Source organism: Peptoniphilus sp. HMSC075B08, from assembly GCF_001815405.1.
GTDB classification, from domain to species: Bacteria; Bacillota; Clostridia; order Tissierellales; family Peptoniphilaceae; genus Peptoniphilus_A; species Peptoniphilus_A harei.
This window is the reverse complement of sequence record NZ_KV820437.1, coordinates 168,847-189,142: the sequence shown is the minus strand read 5'-3', so window position 1 is coordinate 189,142 and position 20,296 is coordinate 168,847. Positions and strand designations below refer to the sequence as shown.

The 20,296-nt window shown below is 32.4% G+C and carries 17 protein-coding genes; 9 read left to right on the top strand and 8 right to left on the bottom strand.

The window, feature by feature from the left end; all coding sequences use genetic code 11:
- The first annotated feature begins 30 nt into the window (after nucleotides 1-30).
- The 3 genes from HMPREF3023_RS09620 (at nucleotide 31) to HMPREF3023_RS02960 (ending at nucleotide 5,255) form a co-directional block, all read left to right on the top strand.
- Nucleotides 31-648, top strand: coding sequence for an ATP-binding protein (locus HMPREF3023_RS09620; protein WP_246829173.1), 618 nt, complete (start codon nucleotides 31-33; stop codon nucleotides 646-648).
- A 129-nt stretch (nucleotides 649-777) separates the two neighbouring features.
- Complete coding sequence (locus tag HMPREF3023_RS02965; RefSeq protein WP_083315497.1) at nucleotides 778-2,871, top strand: AAA family ATPase; 2,094 nt, start codon at nucleotides 778-780, stop codon at nucleotides 2,869-2,871.
- Between the two features lie 467 nt (nucleotides 2,872-3,338).
- Complete coding sequence (locus HMPREF3023_RS02960) at nucleotides 3,339-5,255, top strand: hypothetical protein (protein WP_070700492.1); 1,917 nt, start codon at nucleotides 3,339-3,341, stop codon at nucleotides 5,253-5,255.
- Between the two features lie 74 nt (nucleotides 5,256-5,329).
- On the opposite strand, the gene dcm is transcribed toward HMPREF3023_RS02960, so the two are convergent.
- A complete protein-coding gene (gene dcm / locus HMPREF3023_RS02955; RefSeq protein WP_070700490.1) occupies nucleotides 5,330-6,577 on the bottom strand; it encodes a DNA (cytosine-5-)-methyltransferase in 1,248 nt (415 codons plus the stop codon).
- Nucleotides 6,578-6,594: 17 nt separating this feature from the next.
- Nucleotides 6,595-8,076, bottom strand: a complete 1,482-nt coding sequence (locus HMPREF3023_RS02950; RefSeq protein WP_070700487.1) for a Sau3AI family type II restriction endonuclease — start codon at nucleotides 8,074-8,076, stop codon at nucleotides 6,595-6,597.
- 145 nt (nucleotides 8,077-8,221) lie between these two features.
- Between HMPREF3023_RS02950 and HMPREF3023_RS02945 the strand changes: the two genes are divergently transcribed.
- The 6 genes from HMPREF3023_RS02945 (at nucleotide 8,222) to HMPREF3023_RS02920 (ending at nucleotide 15,590) form a co-directional block, all read left to right on the top strand.
- Nucleotides 8,222-8,659, top strand: coding sequence for a hypothetical protein (locus HMPREF3023_RS02945; protein WP_070700484.1), 438 nt, complete (start codon nucleotides 8,222-8,224; stop codon nucleotides 8,657-8,659).
- A 531-nt stretch (nucleotides 8,660-9,190) separates the two neighbouring features.
- On the top strand, nucleotides 9,191-10,501 hold the full coding sequence (locus HMPREF3023_RS02940) for an aspartate kinase (RefSeq protein ID WP_070700481.1): 1,311 nt from the start codon (nucleotides 9,191-9,193) through the stop codon (nucleotides 10,499-10,501).
- Between the two features lie 2 nt (nucleotides 10,502-10,503).
- Nucleotides 10,504-11,481 carry an aspartate-semialdehyde dehydrogenase gene (locus tag HMPREF3023_RS02935; RefSeq protein WP_070700478.1) on the top strand — a complete coding sequence of 326 codons (978 nt, stop codon included), beginning with the start codon at nucleotides 10,504-10,506 and terminating at the stop codon, nucleotides 11,479-11,481.
- A gap of 1 nt (nucleotide 11,482) precedes the next feature.
- The gene (locus HMPREF3023_RS02930) at nucleotides 11,483-12,664 is read left to right on the top strand and encodes a homoserine dehydrogenase (protein WP_070700472.1); all 1,182 of its coding nucleotides are present in this window, start codon (nucleotides 11,483-11,485) and stop codon (nucleotides 12,662-12,664) included.
- Nucleotides 12,661-14,955: a homoserine kinase gene (gene thrB, locus HMPREF3023_RS02925; protein ID WP_070700468.1), complete on the top strand. Its 2,295-nt coding sequence runs from the start codon at nucleotides 12,661-12,663 to the stop codon at nucleotides 14,953-14,955. The genes HMPREF3023_RS02930 and thrB overlap by 4 nt, the downstream gene beginning before the upstream one ends.
- 128 nt (nucleotides 14,956-15,083) lie before the next feature.
- Nucleotides 15,084-15,590 (top strand): ECF transporter S component, encoded by a 507-nt coding sequence (locus HMPREF3023_RS02920; RefSeq protein WP_070700465.1) that lies wholly within the window; start codon nucleotides 15,084-15,086, stop codon nucleotides 15,588-15,590.
- Between the two features lie 68 nt (nucleotides 15,591-15,658).
- On the opposite strand, the gene HMPREF3023_RS02915 is transcribed toward HMPREF3023_RS02920, so the two are convergent.
- The 6 genes from HMPREF3023_RS02915 to hpt form a co-directional block, all read right to left on the bottom strand.
- On the bottom strand, nucleotides 15,659-16,384 hold the full coding sequence (locus HMPREF3023_RS02915) for a Fic family protein (RefSeq protein WP_070700462.1): 726 nt from the start codon (nucleotides 16,382-16,384) through the stop codon (nucleotides 15,659-15,661).
- A 69-nt stretch (nucleotides 16,385-16,453) separates the two neighbouring features.
- On the bottom strand, nucleotides 16,454-17,374 hold the full coding sequence (gene hslO, locus HMPREF3023_RS02910; RefSeq protein WP_070700460.1) for an Hsp33 family molecular chaperone HslO: 921 nt from the start codon (nucleotides 17,372-17,374) through the stop codon (nucleotides 16,454-16,456).
- 2 nt (nucleotides 17,375-17,376) lie between these two features.
- Nucleotides 17,377-18,102 (bottom strand): class I SAM-dependent DNA methyltransferase, encoded by a 726-nt coding sequence (locus HMPREF3023_RS02905; RefSeq protein ID WP_070700457.1) that lies wholly within the window; start codon nucleotides 18,100-18,102, stop codon nucleotides 17,377-17,379.
- Entirely contained in the window at nucleotides 18,099-18,836 is a 738-nt protein-coding gene (locus tag HMPREF3023_RS02900; protein WP_070700454.1) for an SIR2 family NAD-dependent protein deacylase, read from the bottom strand. Before HMPREF3023_RS02900 ends, HMPREF3023_RS02905 begins: the two co-directional genes overlap by 4 nt.
- Before the next feature lie 11 nt (nucleotides 18,837-18,847).
- Nucleotides 18,848-19,762 (bottom strand): type II CAAX endopeptidase family protein, encoded by a 915-nt coding sequence (locus tag HMPREF3023_RS02895; protein WP_070700451.1) that lies wholly within the window; start codon nucleotides 19,760-19,762, stop codon nucleotides 18,848-18,850.
- Nucleotides 19,749-20,276 carry a hypoxanthine phosphoribosyltransferase gene (gene hpt, locus HMPREF3023_RS02890; RefSeq protein ID WP_070700448.1) on the bottom strand — a complete coding sequence of 176 codons (528 nt, stop codon included), beginning with the start codon at nucleotides 20,274-20,276 and terminating at the stop codon, nucleotides 19,749-19,751. The genes HMPREF3023_RS02895 and hpt overlap by 14 nt, the downstream gene beginning before the upstream one ends.
- Nucleotides 20,277-20,296: the final 20 nt, after the last annotated feature.

Here is a 20,296-nt window from a genome sequence, read left to right as displayed (position 1 = left end):
TTAACGACTTGTGGAAAAATAGAAAACAGATTGCAGGCTGAGAATATATGTATTTCTGATACGACAGTAAGACCCAGAGAAGATACATATTTATTTGATTCTAAATGTGTTAATGAGGCAATTTTAAATGCTTTAGTTCATAACGATTGGACAATCACTGAGCCACAGATTTCAATGTTTAATCATAGACTTGACATATTATCGCATGGTGGTCTTCCTGATGGAATGACAAAAGAGCAATTTTTTGATGGAATAAGTAAGCGTAGAAACGCAATATTGATGAGGATATTTCTAAATATGGGACTAACTAAACACACCGGACTTGGGATTCCTACGATTATAGAAAAATATTGTAAAGATGTTTTTGAAATTGAAAGCAACTATATTAGATGTACTATTCCTTTTAATCAAGAAGTAGTTGATCAGATAGACAATAAAAATGTCGGTTTGAATGTCGGTTTGAATAAGACTGAAAAGAAAGTGATTGAACTTTTGATAGAAAATCCAAGCTTAACATCAATTGAACTTTCAGAAAAAATAGGTGTAACAAAGGGGACTATCGAAAGGACATTCAAATCTTTACAAGAAAAGAAAATGATAGAAAGAATTGAATCAAAGCGTGATGGCATTTGGATTGTTATTGGATAAATAAATTATATTTATAAAATAAAATTTATAAGAGCGATTTGTTCAAATAATTTCCAAAATTCTAAGTAGAAGCAATATGAATTGACACTAAATTGATATTGCTTTTTAATGTATTATTGAGGTATTAAAATGGATATAAAAATAATGAATTGCAACAATGTAGATGAAGGAAATATAAAACTAATTGAAGGAAGACTTAATATTAAATATGCCATTAATGGTACAGGTAAGTCAACTATTGCAAAAGCTATAGAAGCAACTATAACAGACGATGAATCAAAAATGAAAGAATTACTTCCATTTAAGTATTATGATATAGACAGCAAGCATGAACCAAAAATTACCTGTAATGAAACACTTAATAGCGTTGCGATTTTTAATGAAAAATATGTTTCAGATTATATTTTTCAACCAAATGAGTTAATAAAAAATAGTTTTGAAATTTTTATAAAAACTAGTCAATATGAAAATCATACAAAAGAGATAAAAGAACTTTTAAAAAAAATAAATCTAACTTTTAAAGAACATCCAGAATTAGATGATTTAATAAATTCATTTCAGAACTTTATTTCTGGTTTTGGTAAAGCTAAATCAGGATATTCTGCAGCTGGCTCAATTGCTAAAGGTATAGGAAAGGGAAATAAAATAGAAAATATCCCCAAAGGTTTAGAAGTATATTCTAGCTATTTAAAACATGAGAACAATGTTAAATGGCTTAAATGGCAAATGGATGGTAAAAGTTATTTAGATATGGATAATATATGCCCTTATTGTGCGAATGAAGTAGAAGAAGTTAGGAAAAAAACAATTTTAAAAGTTAGTGAAGAATACGATACAAAATCTGTTGAACATTTAAATAAGATGTTGGAAGTCTTTGAGCTTTTAAATCCATATTTTAGTATAGAAACAGAAAAAAAAATAAAAGAAATCACTAAAAATGCTACAAACATATCTGAAGAACAAATAAACTATTTGACAGAAATTAAAAAACAGATTGAAGTATTATTGACTCGATTGAATGGATTAAAAAACATAGGCTTCCACTCGTTAAAATATTCAGAGAAAATTGCTGATGAATTGAATAAATATAAGATTGATTTATCCTATTACTCACACCTAAACTCTGAGTTGACTATGGAAAAAGTTAGAGTGATAAATTCTAGTTTAGATGAAGTTTTACTAAAAGCAGGACAGTTACAAGGTGAAATAAATAAACAAAAGAAGCATATCAAAGAGACAATTGAAGAATATAGTTCTGAAATAAATGATTTTTTATATTATGCAGGATATAAGTATAGAGTTTCAATTGAATATGATGATGTCAACAACTATCACTTAGTTTTAAAGCATATAGATAACACGAGTAATGTTAATTCAGTGAATAATCATTTAAGTTATGGCGAAAAAAATGCATTCGCTTTAGTTTTATTTATGTATGATATATTGAGGACAAATCCTGATTTGGTAATATTAGATGATCCGATATCATCATTAGATGGGAATAAAAAATTTGCTATTATTAATATGCTATTTATGGGCAAAAAATGTTTAAAGGATAGGACTGTTCTTTTATTGACACATGAATTTAATACTGTTATTGATTCGATTAAAAATATGAGTCATCTATTTAATCCAGCACCTAAAGCTGCATTTCTATCCACAAATAATGGTGTGTTATCAGAAAAAAATATTAGTAAAAATGATATTAAATCTTTTGTTGATATTGCTAAATCAAGCATATCATCTGAAATAGATATTTTAAATAAACTTGTATATATGAGAAGATTAGAAGAGATTCAAGACAAAAATTCATTCTCTTATCAATTGATATCAAATCTCTTCCATAAAAGAGAGGAACCTATATTTAAATATTTCGATGCATCTTCGGGAAAAGAACAGTGTAGGAAAATGAAAAATGAAGAGATTTGCAAAGCAAGTGATGAAATAAAAAAATTAATACCAGATTTCGATTATGAAGTTGAGTTAAAGAAAACACAAAATAAGACTATATTAAAGAATTTATATGCAGACAGTGAAAGTAATTATGAAAAATTGCAGTTGTATAGAATTGCATTTAATGACAACCATGATAATGATGTTATAAGAAAATTTATAAATGAAACTTTTCACGTAGAAAATGACTATTTATTTCAATTAGATCCAAGAGAATATAACACCATACCTCAATATATAATTGATGAGTGTAATAAAGAAATGCTTTAGATATAAGAGAAAATGAATTAAATAATTATTTGATATACTAATGCTGATATTAATGAATTAAAAATTAGTAAATTTTAAATATTTATGTAATGATGAATTTAAAGTTGTAAAATCACAACTATATTCTCAAAAAGAGTTTCTCCGGTACTGGGACTGGGACGGGACTAAAAATCTAAAAATGCCCTATAATTAGGTGGATTTATGGATATTGTAAAAAATAGAATATAGTATTTTGAATGGTTTGGGATATATCGGACGTTTAGAAAAGAAGAGTGGGAATAAAAGTTAATAGAAACTTACAAGACCTTAGTTACGACTAGGGTCTTTTTTGTACTAAAACTTTTTTAGTTGAATAATAATTCTTTATTTCTGTAGTAGATTTAAAAAATAAGTTATAATTAATTCAAATTGAAGTTTTAATATTATAAGTTTTTATTTGTTTTTGAAATATTTTTGAGGTGAGTTTTTTGAAATCAAATTACGATGGTGTGAAATACTATGGAATTAATGACCTATCTTTAGGATTTTATTTAGATAAATCAGAGAAAATTATAAGAAATAATCCAACCAGCTCAAAGATTGATGATATTAACGTTATTTTAGAACTTTACAATATTTATTTAATTTTTAAGAGTGGTTCAAAACTTCAAAGTTGGAGTGAAGCTACTTATGATGAATTAAAACGTTCTACTTTAAAATTTATGCCTTTCATAAGTTCCTATTTTTCTAAAATTAAACCTGAGAATTTAAGATTGATATATTCAAAAATCAGCAATCAATACATTGATGATTTTTGGTCTCTCTTTGATAAATATAATATTTTTGAAAACATAACAAACGAGACGTTTGAAAATTTTTTAAACTATGAAAAAGTTCACTTATCCTATCTTTTAGAGCACAAAAATCTTGTGAATTACTTTGATAAAGAGATTGCAAATTATATGCGACTCTCGAATTCAACTGCTGAAATACTTATAGAATACAGACTTGTTGAAAGAGAAGACAAACCTATAAAATATTTCTTACCAAAGTCTTTAACAATAGAACAACAAATAGATATTGTAAATGGCTATATAAACTCTCAATCATATAATCCAAATTATCTAAAAATAATATTTAATTCGGGTTCAAATAAAGATTTTCCAATAAACGATTTAATGAGATTAAATGCTAAGAAAAAATATGAGGAGAATATAGATAAAGTATTTAATTCAAAATCAGGTTTTAAATTTGGTGCAGAGGTAGAATTTAGCAACACTACTGATATTGTTGAAGTTCGTTCTTATAATCCTTTAGTACCTAGGTTTATTTATAGTAGTGATTGGATTAAGGATAATTTAGATAATCCAACTTTATTAAATAATTTCATTTATCTATTCAACTATACAGATATGTTTTTTAGGTCCAACTTTCCATCTAAAGAATGTGAGTTTTCACCTCTAGAAAAATTTACGGGTTTAAAAGGTATTAAGTATTATGAAAAAGGAATTGCTTTCTCACAAAAAGAAATTCTTCATTCCGTACAAATTATTGCTTATGAGAATGAGTTAAAGAAATACAATGTAGAAATAGAATTTTTGTTTAAATGGTTTTTTGAAGATTACCTAAAAGATGAATTTGAAGTGTATGGATTTAAATTTTCTCCATGTTCGGAAAATTCCACATACCTAGAAAAAGTTAGAAATTTATGTTCTGAGATGGACTCTTTATTAAAACAATACAATTTATATGTTAATTACAATTCAATAGATAGAGAACTTATCGAAATTTCGCGAAACTCTGTTTCCTTGGATAATCTACCCAGTTTCTCGTCAAGTAAATATGGATATATTTTAGATTCAGAGCTTATTGGTATATCTAATTTGCTGTACTCTGATCAATCAATTATTAATCATACTTCAGTTGAAAAAATGCAAGATAATTTTGAACAATTATTAAAACACAAAAAATTAAAGATATTAGACTTTAGTAATTATCAGATAGAAACTTTAAAGTACCTAAAATCCAAGAATATAATATATGAAGATTTTTATGGATATTTAAACTTAAATAATGATTTATGTAAAATATTGAAAGATTTTTACTATAATGAAGTTTTATGTTTAAATTATTATAAAAATAAAAAAGTTCTAAACTCTTTAATTAATGATAAAAAAATTATTATAGAAAATAAGCTTTTTTCTAAACCAGAACAAAATTATTTGAACTATGTCCTTAATAATCGCAAATATGACAATGGTTTATCGATAAGAAATCGATATTTACATGGTAGTAATACCAACGATGTTTCTGATCATAAACAAGATTACTATACAATACTAAAAGTTTTCGTTTTGATAATTATAAAAATCAATGAAGAGTTTTGTTTAAGAGAAAATTTCTAATCAGAGTTTAATTATCTATTTATATGAATTTAAAAAGCAGAGTCTATCCAAAATTTAGACTCTGCTTTTTTTATTTATTTCTCATTACTAATTATTTCTTTTAACCTTAGCTCAAGTCTGGATATTATTCCAGTAACTAAGGCATTTCCCATCATAAAATATCTATTTCTTCTTGGCATTGTATCTGTCCAGTTAGGTGGAAACATTTGAATTAATTCGCACTCAACTGGAGTTAAAATTCTATATTTTTCAATATCTTTGTCATAAATTATATGCGACGACCTATTCGTTGTCCCTTCACTCGTAAGCATTGTTCTTGCAGGTTCATCTACATTTTCTGGGAAAGACATGGAACCTTCACTATAAATATATTTATGTCCATTTGCTGAAGTTCTTTCGATTCTCTTAGAACCTTTTAAATACTTCCATTTTTCAAGTTTTTCATCTTCTACAACAAATTCATCTAATGAGGTATTATATCCTTTAGCTTCATCTAGAACTCTTGAAAGTGTGTATTTGCTTTCTGATATTGGAATAATTTTAGAATGTTCGATTTCTCCATCAATCATTATACCTGATTCTAAAAATTTTCCATTATTAAAATTATTTGAAACATCTAGGATATCTTCATAATTATTTAAATTAATTGTTTCATGTTCTTTAATTTCTTCTACTGGGAATAAATCATTGAAAATATTCTTTTCATTTAAGTTTAAACTTCCTTCTTTTACCCATTGAGAAAATTGTGAATTATTTTTATAAGCAAAAATAAAAACTCTTCTTCTTTTTTGTGGCATCGAATAGTCCCCAGCATTTATAACTCTCCACTGAGCATCATAGCCTAATTCATTAAAAGTTTTTAACATTATAGCAAAGTCTCTTCCCCTTTGAGATGCTGGGGATTTCAAAAGTCTATCAACGTTTTCTAACAATATAAATGGAGATTTTTTTTCAACTATTACATCTTTAATATCCCAAAACAAAACTCCCTTTTTACCCTCAATTCCCATTTCTTTAGATAAAGACCTAGCAACTGAATAATCTTGACATGGAAAACCACCAACCAATAGGGAGTGATCCGGTATTTCTTTTTTGTCAACTTTGTTTATATCTACATTTGAGTTTTTTTCTTCACCAAATCTTTTAACATAACACTCAAAAGCTGGCTGCATTTTTGTAGATGGTTCAAATTGATTTGCCCATACAAATTCCCAATCTCCTTTTTCAATTGCCAAACCATTTTCATCTATTGAGTCAATATGATTTAGTCCTACCCTAAAACCACCAACCCCTGCAAACAGTTCTGCTACTGTCAATTTCATCTATTCTTAATCTCTCCTTATATATCACTAACAATTTTTGCTATATAATCGTTATTTAGCCAAAAACATTGGCTAGTCATCTTATCCCCATTAGGCAATTCATCCATGTCGCTATCTTTTCCATTTCCATATCTTCTTCCATTTATTACATAAGCGCTTTTACTAGCGTGTGGCCTCATGTGGAATATCTTTGTATCTGTTTTCTTAGGCAAGTCATTTTTAACAATTTGTTTTCCATCTTTTTGCCTGCTTAAAGAAAATTTTACACCATTTATAAATTTTTCTTTATATGCATTCCATTCATTCTGTCCAGTTGTTTCTAACTCATCAATAGGCATATTCCAAAACTTAGATCCTGCTAAAGCATATTCACCATTTTTATTCTCTTTAAATACTACAAATAAAAAACGTGTTGTTTCAAAAAATTCATATTCATAAGAACTCTCAAAGTCTTGTTGAACAAAATCTTTTATATTAACTTTTGGAAAAGACATACTTTCCTTTGGTTTACCATTTTTCTGTAATCTAATTGTTTTTATAACAATGCTAGCCTTTTCAAATTCTTCAGAATTTTCTGTGTGAACACCTAAAATTCTATTAACTAAAGTTTTATTTATTTGTTTTGAAGTATTGTCTGTAGGTAAATTAAAAATTGTACAAAGTTCTTTTACGCTAAATCCCTTGTATTTATTAATTTTTGATATTACTTGTGAATCAAAATTTCCTTCTTTTAAATCCTCTTTACCAAAAATAGAATCATAACTCATTAATCCTGGCTTCACATATGAATTTAAAACATATGTCATATAAGATTGCTTAAAAGAAAAAGCTCTTCTTTTAGCTGGAATATCTGGATTATAATATTGCGGCTGTAAACTTTTCTTAGCTGTTGTCCCTTTTGTACATGCTCCAAGATACTTTGTATCACTTTCTGATAATTTGTGTGCATTACCAGAAACTACTTTTTCAACTATCGTCTTATAGTCTTCTAAAATGATTTCTAAATCTTTTTCGCACAAGTCACTATAAAGTTCATACAAATTTACAAAATCTATTTCATTTTCTATTCTTGGTTGACCCTTTAATCTGTGATACCAAACCATTAATATTTTACATATTTTCTTTTCTAGGTGGGAACCTTCGAACTCCAAATCAATAGGCTCATAGTTAGGAATCATAGAAATTACAAGTCTTTCTCCTGCCCTAATTCCCTTTTTAGTCTTTTCATATGGAGTTGTCTTTAATTCTACTCCAGCCTTATAAAAGTCTGGCTCTGGACTAGAGTTTGGTTTGTAAAAAAAGTAATGCTCTTCTAATAAGTTTCCTAGCGATCCTTTTTTCCTTGGGTTATTGTAACTAACAACTTCTTCCTCAAAAAAACTTCCATTAGAATCTTCAATATTATTAGATAAAACATCTACAAATCTCAACCCAATTAAATTTTTTGCATATCTTAATATATCTCTTGGACTTGAATCATCATATGGTAATTTTTTCATTCTATGCCCTCTCTTTAAAGAAAATAAAATAAATTTCAAACATTGAACTCATTCAAGTAATAATTATATCAGATATTCTACATTCTAAAAAATCAATTATTTTACAAGTTATTCCCTTTCATCCTATAATAAATCTAGGTGATTTTTGAAATTTTTTATTCTCATTTTATTTTTGATAAATATTTTTTACAACTTCTCTCTCAAGAGGAAGAATATTGTATTTGTTAAGCTTGAGAAGAAGTTTTCATTTGTTGTTTTTATCTTTGGTCTTCTTGTACTCTTTATGACTTATAGGTTTTCTTCTAGGTCGATACTAGACTTTCTCTTGGCCCTCTCTTCTATTGTTTTGCTTTTTTCTATCATCTCTTCTCCTGGCATAAGGCGTGATGGTTTTAATATTTTTATGGGGTCCACGACTCTTATTAAGTTCGCTCCTTTTGATAAGGTTAAAAATATCAAAATTGATTCTTCTAACGATGATAAAGTTATTCTTAGTCTTCATGTCTTTTATAATTCTTATAAGCTTACTTTTGATTCAAAATATAAGAATGAAATTGAAAATTTAATTGAAAATTTTTTATAAATTATAGGTCGATGAAAGTCGGCCTTTTTTATTTTTTAAATTTTAAGTTTTGTCTTCTATAATTCTTTTATTTTTCAATTTTTTTGTAGTCACTTCTGTTTTTTATTTTTCAAGATTTCTTTCTTCCTCTCTTTTTATAAGTCTCTTTCAATTGACAACTGGGCTAAATAATTGTATAATCGAAAAAATTACTTTTAACATTTTACTTATATATGTATGGTTTTTTGATTAGTTATGAGTTGAGTTTTAATTCACAAATTTCTTTGAATTAAGAATTAATTTCTAATTAACAAATTTTTTTGACTTAAGAATTGAATTTCAATTCACAAATTTATTTGACTTAAGAATTATTTTCTAATTAACAAATTTATTTGACTTAAGAATTATTTTCTAATTAACAAATTTATTTAACTTAAGAATTGATTTCTAATTCATAAAATTATTTGAAATAACAATTAATTTACAAATCAAAAATTTTTCATTTTGTTAAAAGTTTTTTACTTATTTACATTTACTACAAAGGAGAAAGAGATGAAAGTCGCAAAATTTGGTGGCAGTTCACTTGCTGATGCTCGCCAGCTGAAAAAAGTTAAGGATATTATTCTGGAAGATGACGCGAGAAAGTACATCGTAGTTTCTGCGCCTGGAAAAGGAGTTAACAATAACCACAAGGTCACTGACCTTCTAGCAATGTGCCATGAGCTAAGTGCGCACGAATTGAATTTTAATGAAGTTTACAAGATCATCGAGAATGTTTTTAAAAATATTGTTGATGATCTTGTTTTGGATATAGACATTGATAAGATTCTTGCCGAGGTCAAAGATGAGATTACAAATGGAGCAAGCTACGACTTTGTAATTAGCCGTGGAGAGTTTATCAGTGCCCAGGTTCTTGCAGCCTATCTTGGCTTTGATTTTGTGGATGCGAGGGAATTAATTGTATTTACAAAGGGTGTCGTTGACCTTCCTAAGTCTGAAGATAAGATTAAAAACATTCTCACTAAACATGAGAATGCTGTTGTCCCAGGTTTTTATGGTGAGAACGAGGAAGGCAAGGTCAAAACTTTTTCTCGTGGTGGATCTGATGTAACAGGTTCTATTATTGCCTCTGCCCTCGATGCAGAAATGTATGAAAACTTCACTGACGTGTCTGGCTTTTTGGTTGCTGACCCAAAAATCGTCAAGGACTCCTCTCCTATTGGGACAATTACTTACAAGGAGTTGAGGGAGCTTTCCTACATGGGAGCCAAGGTCTTACACGAAGAAGCCATCTTCCCACTCAGGGACAAAAATATTCCTATCAATATAAAAAATACTAATGCCCCTCACGAAGAAGGAACTTTGATTCTTTCTAAGTGTGACATAAAAAACAAAAATATCTTAACTGGTATTTCGGGCAAAAAAGATTTCACTGTTATAAATCTTGAAAAGGTAAATATGAATACTGAGAAGGACTTCTTCAGGAAGCTGACTACAGTTTTTGAGTCCAATGATATTTCCATTGAGCACATGCCTTCAAGTATTGACTCTGTTTCTGTCCTAGTGGCAGATTCCTATATCACACCAAAGCTTGACAAGGTTCTTGAAGAACTAAAGATTTACCTTAACGTAGACAACATTTCTTGGGAAAGAGACATCTCCCTCATTGCCGTTGTTGGTCGTGGCATGATCAATGAAAAGGGCGTGTCTTCTAGGACTTTTACTGCCCTTGCAAGAGAAGGGGTTAATATAAAGATGATTAGCCAGGGTTCCAGCGAAATAAATATTATTATTGGTGTTGAAACTCAAGATTTTGAAAAAGCAATTCGCGCAATTTATGAAGAATTTTATAAGGAGGACTAAAGATGAAGGTTAATGTAGCAGTTGTTGGTGCAACTGGACTTGTTGGAAGCATGATGTTAAAGGTTTTAAGTGAAGAAAATTTCCCAATAGACAATCTGTACTTGTTTAGCTCAAAAAAATCGGCTGGCAAAAAAATTGAATATTGTGGCAAAGAATACACTGTTGAAGAATTAAAGGAAGATTCCTTTGAAGGAAGAGACATTAAGATTGCCCTCTTCTCTGCTGGTGGATCTGTAAGTGAAAAGTTCGCTCCTATAGCTGCCAAGGCTGGAGTAACTGTTATTGACAACTCATCTGCCTTTAGGATGGACCCAGAAGTTCCTCTAGTTGTTCCAGAAATCAATCCCGAAGATATTAAGGACAACAAGGGAATTATTGCAAACCCAAATTGTTCAACTATCCAATCTGTACTTCCGCTTAAACCAATTCACGACAAGTACAAGATCAAGAGGGTAATTTATTCTACTTACCAATCTGTTTCTGGATCTGGTCTTAATGGAATTTCTGACTTGGAAAAAGGCACTCAGCTTGCCTACAAGTATCCAATTAAGAACAACTGCATACCACAAATTGATGTCTTCTTAGACAATGGCTACTCCAAGGAAGAAATGAAGATGATTAACGAAACTAAAAAAATTCTTCACGACGACTCTGTCCTTGTTACTGCCACAACAGTTCGTGTGCCAGTTAAGTTCTCCCACTCAATTTCTATTAACGTTGAAGTGGAAAATCCTTTTGAAGTGGAAGATGTGAAGACAATTATTGGAGACTACCCTGGCATGGTACTAGAAGATGATCTTGCCAATGAAGTCTATCCAATGCCTTTAATGGCAGCTGACAAGAATGAAGTTTTTGTTGGCAGGATTAGACGTGACTTCACTGTAGAAAACGGCCTAAACCTTTGGTCTTGTGCCGACAACATTAGGAAGGGAGCTGCAACTAACGCAGTGCAAATTGCGAAAAAAGTCTTGGAGGTTTAAGTTGAAAATTGCAATAATGGGCTTTGGCACTGTGGGAACAGGTGTCGAAGAAATTTTATACAAGAAGAGGGAGTCCCTCTTAAAAAATAATTTTGATATAAAAATTGAAAAAGTTTTAATTAGAAATAAAAACAAAAAAAGGTCTCCCCTTGATGGGGACCTTGCCTTCACAGATGATTTTGACGAAATTTTAAATTCTGATGTAGATACAGTTATTGATGTGACTTCAAGTCTTGAAGAAACTTATGAGAGAATTGTTAAATTAATGGAAGCTGGCAAAAATATTGTAACTGCCAATAAAGCTGTAGTTTCAAAATACTTTGAAGAGTTAAATGAACTTGCAAGAGAAAAAAATATTTATTTTTCTTATGAAGCTGCAGTTGCTGGTGCAATCCCAGTGATCCATCCAATCATGGAAGAGGCCTTCTTCAGTGACATGAATAAGGTCCAAGGGATTTTAAATGGAACTTCCAACTACATCCTTTCAAAGATGGAAGTGGATGGCTCATCCTACGACGAGGTCCTAAAGGAAGCCCAAGAGCTTGGCTATGCTGAAGCAGATCCTACTGCTGATGTTGGAGGCTTTGATGCCATGAGAAAGATAAGAATTTTGTCTTCTCTTATTTACAATTCAAAAATCAAGGAAGATGAGATTTTTACTTTTGGCATTGAAAACGTGAAAAAATCAGATTTTGATTTTGCAAAGGAAAGGGGCTACTCCATTAGGGTCCTTGCCAAGTCAGAACTAGCAAATGACAAGATAAATATTTCTGTTATTCCTACTTTCGTAAGGGATAATTTCTTTGCAAAGACTTTTGGAGGAACTAATGGAGTTAAGGTCTGGGGAGAAAATTTCACTTCCTACGAATTAAAGGGTCCAGGTGCAGGCAAGCTTGAAACTGCTGATGCAGTAATGCGTGACCTCTTGAGGATCCTTGCAAAAAGAGAAATAAAAACTTTTTATGACGCAGGAAATTCTTATGAAGTTGAGAATAATTTGGAGAACAAATTTTATGTAAGGACTTCTGAAGTCTCTTCTGAACTAAAAGACTTAATCGAAGAAGAAAAAATTATAGACGACGAACATTTATTAATTACAAGAAAAGTTTCCCTTGATGACTTGAGAGATGCCCTGGGAAATCTCGACAAAGTTTTCTTGGCAGAACTTGAGGAGGATTTATGAAATTTTTATCAACAAGAAATTCAAATTTAAAAATTTCTGGCAGAGAAGCCATTGTTAAGGGAATCTCTGAAGACGGGGGACTTTTTGTCCCAGAATCCTTCCCTGCCTTTGACATAATGGAGAACTTGGATCTGTCTTACACAGACTTGGCCCACAAAATTCTTTCACTTTATCTTACTGACTTTGACAAAGATGACTTGTTAGGGCTTATAGAAAAATCCTACGCATCCTTTGAAGATGAAATTGCAAAAGTTTCTTACCAAAAGGATTTCTACCTAGAACTTTACCATGGCAGGACTTCTGCCTTTAAGGACTTTGCCCTTTGCCTTCTTCCAAACCTCTTGGCCTATGCCAAAAAATCTCTTGGCATCAAGGACAAAACCCTTATTTTAACTGCAACATCAGGCGACACAGGTAAGGCTGCCCTAGAAGGTTTTTACAATACAGAAGACATTGACATCTTGGTCTTATACCCAACAGAAGGTGTGAGCTCCATCCAAAAGGCCCAAATGGATACAACAGGATCTTTAAATTCAAAGGTTATTTCCATTGACGGCAACTTCGACGATGCCCAATCTGCTGTGAAGAAAATATTTAACGATGCAAAGATAAAAGAAGAGCTTAAAAAGGAAAATATTTATCTTTCTTCTGCCAACTCCATAAACATTGGCAGGCTCCTTCCCCAAATCGTCTACTATTTTTATTCCTACGCAGACTTAGTCAAGAATAAAAAAATAAGTGGTGGAGAAAAGATCTCCTACTGTGTGCCAACCGGTAACTTTGGCGACATCTTGGCAGGCTATTATGCAAAGGAAATGGGCCTTCCAATAGACAAGCTTGTTATTGCATCAAATGACAACAATGTTTTGACAGACTTCTTCACTAGCGGAAGATACGATGCCAACAGGGACCTTGTTAAGACTATTTCTCCTTCCATGGACATCTTGGTTTCATCAAACCTTGAAAGACTAATCTTCCACAAGTCATCTGATGCTATCGTGAAAGAAAAAATGGCTGACTTAAAAGACAAGGGTATCTTTGAATTTAAGGGCGACTTCCATGAATTCTTGTGTGGTTTTGCCAAGGAAGATGAGACAAGGGAAACTATTAAGAAGGTCTTTGAAGAAGAAAAATATTTGATGGACCCCCACACAGGAGTGGCAAAAAACATTGTGGACAAGCTTGGCCTTGATAAGACAGTAATCTTATCAACAGCAAGTCCCTACAAGTTTTCTTCAACAGTCCTTGAAGCCTTAGGAGAAAATCTTTCAGATGACGAGTTTAAAAATATTGATTTACTTCATGAAAAAACTGGAGTTAAGATTCCATCTGAAATTAAAAAATTAAAAGATAAAAAAATTCTTCACAAGACAAAAATTTTAAAAAATGAAATTGAAGAAGAGGTCTTAAAATTTGCAAGACGTGGCAAGAGGATCTCCGTCCCAGCAAGTTCAGCCAATCTTGGACCTGGCTTTGACGTCCTTGGACTTGCCCTTGACCTTTCCAACACTTGCGAGTTTAAGTTAAGTGACGACAAAGAAGAATTTGAAAATAATTTGAATTCAAATTTAATCTACAAGGCCTACAAGTATGCCTTTGACTTTTATGGAGAGGAAGCCCTTCCTGTGGACTTTAATGTGGATACCAATGTTCCACTTTCTCGTGGACTCGGGTCTTCAGCTTCCTGCATAGTCATGGGGATCATGGCTGCCTTTGATGTCATGAAGAGAGACTTTGACAAGAAGGAAATTTTGAAACTTGCAACAAAGATGGAGGGCCATCCAGACAATGTAGCTCCAGCAATTTTTGGAAATGCTGTGGCATCAATCCTAAAAGATGACCAAGTTTACCTAGAAGAATTCGAAGTTTCAAATAATTTTAAATTCTTGGCAATAATTCCTGACTTTAAACTTCCAACTAAGGAAGCAAGAGATGCCTTGCCAAAAACTTACTCAAAGGAAGATGCTGTCTTTAACCTTTCAAGACTTTCCATGGTCATCTTGTCATTAATCTCTGGCAATGAAGAAAACTTAAAAGTTGCCCTTGATGATAAAATTCACGAGCCTTACAGGTTAAAATTAATTCCAGAAATCGACGAGATTGAAAAAATTATTGATGATTCAGAAGCCCTTGGCCACTACCTAAGTGGTGCCGGCTCAACTATCATGGTGGTCTTAAAGGCAAGCGACAAAACATCAGAAGACCAAATCAAAAATAAATTAGATAAGCTTTTAAATTCTTATGAAGTAAGACTTCTTGATATCGATGAGAAGGGCGCCTTCATAATTTAAAATCTTACAAAAAGTTTATAAATAAAAATTTTTAAAGCAAGGTCAATTGTCGACCTTGCTCTTTATTTATATGACAATTTCTGGTAAAATAATTCTAAATTATTTTTAAAAATGTGAAAGGAGCACTCATGAAAAATTTTAAGGTCAGAGACCTTGTCATCACTTCACTATTTATTGCACTTGTATATGTATTCACTTGGTTGGTAAAAATCCAACTACCCTTCTCCCCCAACGGAGGCCTAATTCACTTGGGCAATGTTCCCTTCTTCTTGGCTGCCATATTTTTTGACAAGAGAGTGGGCATGACAGCAGGAGCTTTGGGCATGGGACTCTTCGACCTAACAAGTGGATGGGTTCTTTGGTCTCCAATGACTGTGATCTCAGCCCTAATCATGGGCTACATCTTAAACAAGATGAACTACAAGAAGCACACTCTTAAAAGTTTAATTACATCTTTTATACTTGTTGCCCTTGTAAAAGTTGTGGTTTACTACATAGGAGAAATTTTTATCTTGTCTTCACTTGTCGCACCCCTTGCGTCAATCCCAGGCAACCTAATTCAAATTGCAGTTTCATCTGTCATAGTCCTTGTAGTTTTTAAACCCATGGAAAAAGTTTTTAACAATATAAGATAAAAGATCCAATAAAAAAGATAGCCGGATTAAATTTTCTAGCTATCTTTCTTTTTTTATAAAATTTTCTTTTAGTCTCTATAATCGATTTTAAAATAATCTAAATATGCCTTAAACCTATCTTGTGCTGAAAGGCAAGTTTCAACTAAGAATCCTCTTTCTTTTTTGTATTCTGCAAGCCCCCTATAATAGAAAAATTTTAGGTCTTCGCTAATTATAAAGGGAACAAAGTCATGCTTGAGACACTCTTTAAAAATAATAAGCCTTCCGACTCTACCATTCCCATCTTGGAAGGGATGAATTTTTTCAAACCTATAGTGGAAGTCAATTATATCTTCAAGTCTTTTCTCTTTCTTCTCATTGTAAGAATCTAGAAGTTTTTTCATTTCATGTGTCACATCTTCAGGCGAAGTCGTTTCATTTCCACCAACTTCATTTGGATAAGCCTTATAATCTCCAACCCTAAACCAATCTAGCTTGGAGTCACTTGTGCCAGCTTTTAAAACCTTGTGAAGGTCTTTTATATAAGCTTCTGTCAATTCTTCGTCATAGGAATCTATGACCTTATCAATTGATTGAAAATGATTTAAGGTTTCTATAATGTCATCGACATTTACTGATTCATTGACACCAAGTGTGTTGGTTTCAAATATCATCCTAGTTTGGTCTTCAGTCAACTTGCTTCCTTCTATGTGATTGGAGTTGTAAGTGAATTCAACTTGGAGTTTGTGATATATTCCACCACTTATTTTATTGTTTTTTTCATATTTTAAAACGTCTAATAATTTTCTACTCATAGGATCCTTACATTCCTTTAATTAATAATCATTAATTAATCAATATATATTAAATAGTTTTTAATTTATTTAGAAATTATCTTGGATTATAATTTCCCTGTTTTTATTTATGTCCTCGGCCTTCTTTAGCATTCTCTCAAGGTCTTCCTCGTCAAAATCGTAAACAGAGTTACAGAAGTAGCAATTCACTTCTGCCTTCTTATCCTCTTCTAGAATTTTTTTAATTTCTTGTGGTCCAACTGACACTATTGCATCTTCAACTTTATCACGAGAGCAATTGCACTTGTACTCAATTTCTCTCTTTTCTAGAACCTTGTAGTTCATGCCTTCCATTAAGATTTCAATTAACTTTTCTGCATCGTGGTACTCATCAATCACTGAAGTTACGTTGTTTATCTTTTTCAAGTTTTCTTCTAGTTTTGCAATTTCTTCTTCCCTGCAGTCCGGCATTAGTTGAACTATAAAGCCACCTGCTGCCTTGATTGAATAGTCAACATCAACAAGGACTCCAAGACCAACTGCTGATGGGACTTGGTCTGATTGCAAGAAATAAACTGCGAGATCTTCTGCGATCTCTCCACTTGTCAGGTTAACTGTTCCTGTGTAAGGCTTCTTCATCCCAACATCCATGGTCATAGTTAGGGTTCCTTGGCCAACGGCTCCAGCAACGTCAATCTTTCCATCAGACTCCCTTATTGGAAGGTCAGCTCCTGGTCTTGCTACATAACCCTTCACATAACCGTCATTTTTACAAGTTGCAACTATTGGACCTGCTGGACCATCTCCATTTATGGAAATAGTTACTGAATCCCTTTCATTTTTTTGCCATGATCCAATAATTGCTGTTGCAGTTAAAACTCTTCCCAGGGCTGCTGCAGTTGTCTTTGATAGTTTGTGAATCTTTGCTGCCTCTTCAACTACATCAGTTGTTATGGCAGCAGAAATTTTTATAGTTTCTGTCTCATCTATTGCTCTTAAAATATATCCCAAATTTACCTCCTTGCGGCTATTGTGTATCTTGAAGTTTTATCACTTGCTTCTTTAAAGTCATAGTCGTCATAAACTTCTAGATCACAAAATCCAATTTCTTCTAAAATATTTTTCACATAAGAAAGGTCATAGGCCCTCTCTAGGTGTTCTTCGTAAAATCTCTTGTAATTATTGTCTTCAGTGTTTCTGAAAAAATTAACTCCGTAAGTGTTTAGTTTTGATTCTTCATCAAAAATATTTTCCCAAATATAGAAGACATCTTCAACTTCGTCAACAGTTACAGGGTCAATATTCTTGAACTTGTACTCTGTGTTTAAGTCAAAGATAAAAATCCCACCCTCATTTAAGTGGTCATAGGCTGACTTTAAGGCAGCCTCAAAGTCTTCCTTATCTATTAAATAATTTAAGCTATCACCAACTGATACTATGGCGTCATAAGTTGATGGGGCAGAAAAACCTGCCATGTTTTGCTTAAAAAGTCTTAAGTTCCTGGTCTTAATCTTATTTTCACAAACTGCCAACATGTCCTCTGAAAGGTCAAAGGCATGGACCTTGTAGTCTTTCACTAGCTTTTCTGTGAGACCTCCAGTCCCACAAGCCATTTCTAAAATTAAGTCAGCTTCTAGAGTTTTTTTCCCTAGAAGCTCTCCTATAAATTTATAAATTTTTTCGTAGTCAAGGTCGTACATGAGTTTGTCGTAAAAATAAGCAAAATCTCCGTACATCATGATCTGGATTCAAGCTCCTTTAAAATTTCTTGTAAGACCCTAGTGGAGTTTTCGTGGATGACTACATCGGCACGCCTATCCATAGGTGTTGGGTCGTTGTTTATTATAATCAAGTGGTCCACATAGTTTGGCAAGAAGTTTACTGGTGAAACTGTAAGGGATGAGCCAACGACAATTAAGGTTTCTGTGGAGTCAAGTTCCCTTGCTCCCCTTTCAAAATCGTCAGGCATCATGTCGCCAAACATCACAACGTTAGGCCTGATCACTCCGCCACATTCATCACACTTAGGTGGAATTTCTCCAGCTTCAACCTTTTCTCTCATTACAGTAAAAGGATATTCCTTACCACACTTCATGCAGTGGGTTCCACGAGTTTCTCCGTGAACTTCATAAATATTTTTAGACCCTGCCTTGGCATGAAGGTTGTCAATATTTTGTGTGATTATACCAGCAAGATAACCTTCCTCTTCCATCTTGGCAAGAGCCTTGTGGCCTCCATTGGGTTCTTGGTCATTTAAGTCTTCTAAAATCTTGTAGCCTTCCTTGTAAAAAATTTCTGGATGGTTTAAAAGTCTGTCCTTGGAGAGGGCAAGGGCCGGGTCCATCTTTGAATAATAGCCAGATGATGACCTGAAGTCAGGAATACCTGAATCTGTAGAAATACCTGCGCCAGTTAGGGCAAAAACTTTCTTTGATTTTAAAATTAAATCTGCTGCTTCTCTTATCTTATCCATATCCTATCTCCTTAAAAAACAATGTAGTGATAGATGAAATACAAAATCACAAGGGCAATGAGGGGAACAAAGTTGAATAAATCAATTGCTTCCACGTCCCTATATCTTATCTTAACCTGACCTTCAGCCTTATTCTCCTCCTTCAAGCTTTTCATAATAAACCTGCCTAGGATTATTGAAAAAATTGAAAGGACAACTAGAATTATAATTATTGAAAGCTCAAGAGAGCCTATCTCACGAGAAAATTTAGTCTGTCTCAAAAAGTTAAAGAACCTTTCGTTTACATACCTGGCAGATAAAACTGCAAGAACATTGTTGACAAAGTGGGCCAAGATGGCAGGCAAAATTGAACCTGTGACTTCAATTAAACTTGCAAATAAAAGTCCCAACAAGAAGGGGGCTATAAAGTTTTGGATGTCAAAGTGGAAGAGGGCAAAGACAAGAGCCGATACCACTATGGCAAACCTCTCTCCATAGACATTGTAGGCATTGGTAAGAGTTCCCCTAAAGAAAACTTCTTCACAAATTGCCGGCACAAGACACATGAAAATCAAATAATTAAAAATTGGAACATTTTGTAGCATTAGCTCCATGGGAAAATTTTTGTATTCAATAAAGTTTGAAAGAAGGGACAAAAATACTCCATTGAAAAGCAAGATCACAGGATAAATTAATATCACAAGGATTATTGTAAGTCCCAGGCTCTTCATTGGGACCTTCTTGATCTTTAGAACCTCTTTTATCCTTCCTGTTGAAGAAATTAAAAGGGCAGGGATCAAAACTATGACCACCTCTGTTATAAAGGTTCCCCAAAAGCTAAAACGTTCCTGGATGTTAAATCCAATTGTCAAAAATATAATTGCAAGGACAAGGGTCAAGGAGTTGACGCTCATCACATTTAAAGTCTTCTTCTTAAAGTTTTTCATTTTTTTCTGTGTAAGTGTAGATGTAAGGGACATTTCTGTAGTGGTCGCCGTAGTTTAGGCCGTAACCAACTATAAAGAGGTCTTCAATTTCAAAACCAACATAGTCGGCACTTACATCTGCCTCTCTCCTTGAAGGTTTATCCAACAAGACACAAGTCTTTAAAGTTTTTGGCTTATAAGACATTAACTTTTCCTTCACAGCGTAAAGAGTGTTGCCTGTGTCCAATATGTCGTCAACTATTAAGACATTTCTGCCCTGGATATTAGTGCGAAGGTCTGTCAAAAACCTAACCTCACCACTGGAGCTTTCGCTGTGACCATAACTGGAAGTTGTTAAAAAATCTATCTCAACTAATCTATCTATCTCTCTAACTAAGTCTGCTGCAAAGATAAAACTTCCCCTTAAAAGAGAAATAACTACGAAATCATCTTCGAAGTCTTTTTCTATCATCTTGCCCAGGCTTACAACTTTTTCTTTGATCTCTTCACGAGAAAATAAAATTTCTTTTTCCATAATTCCTCCACCTACATTAT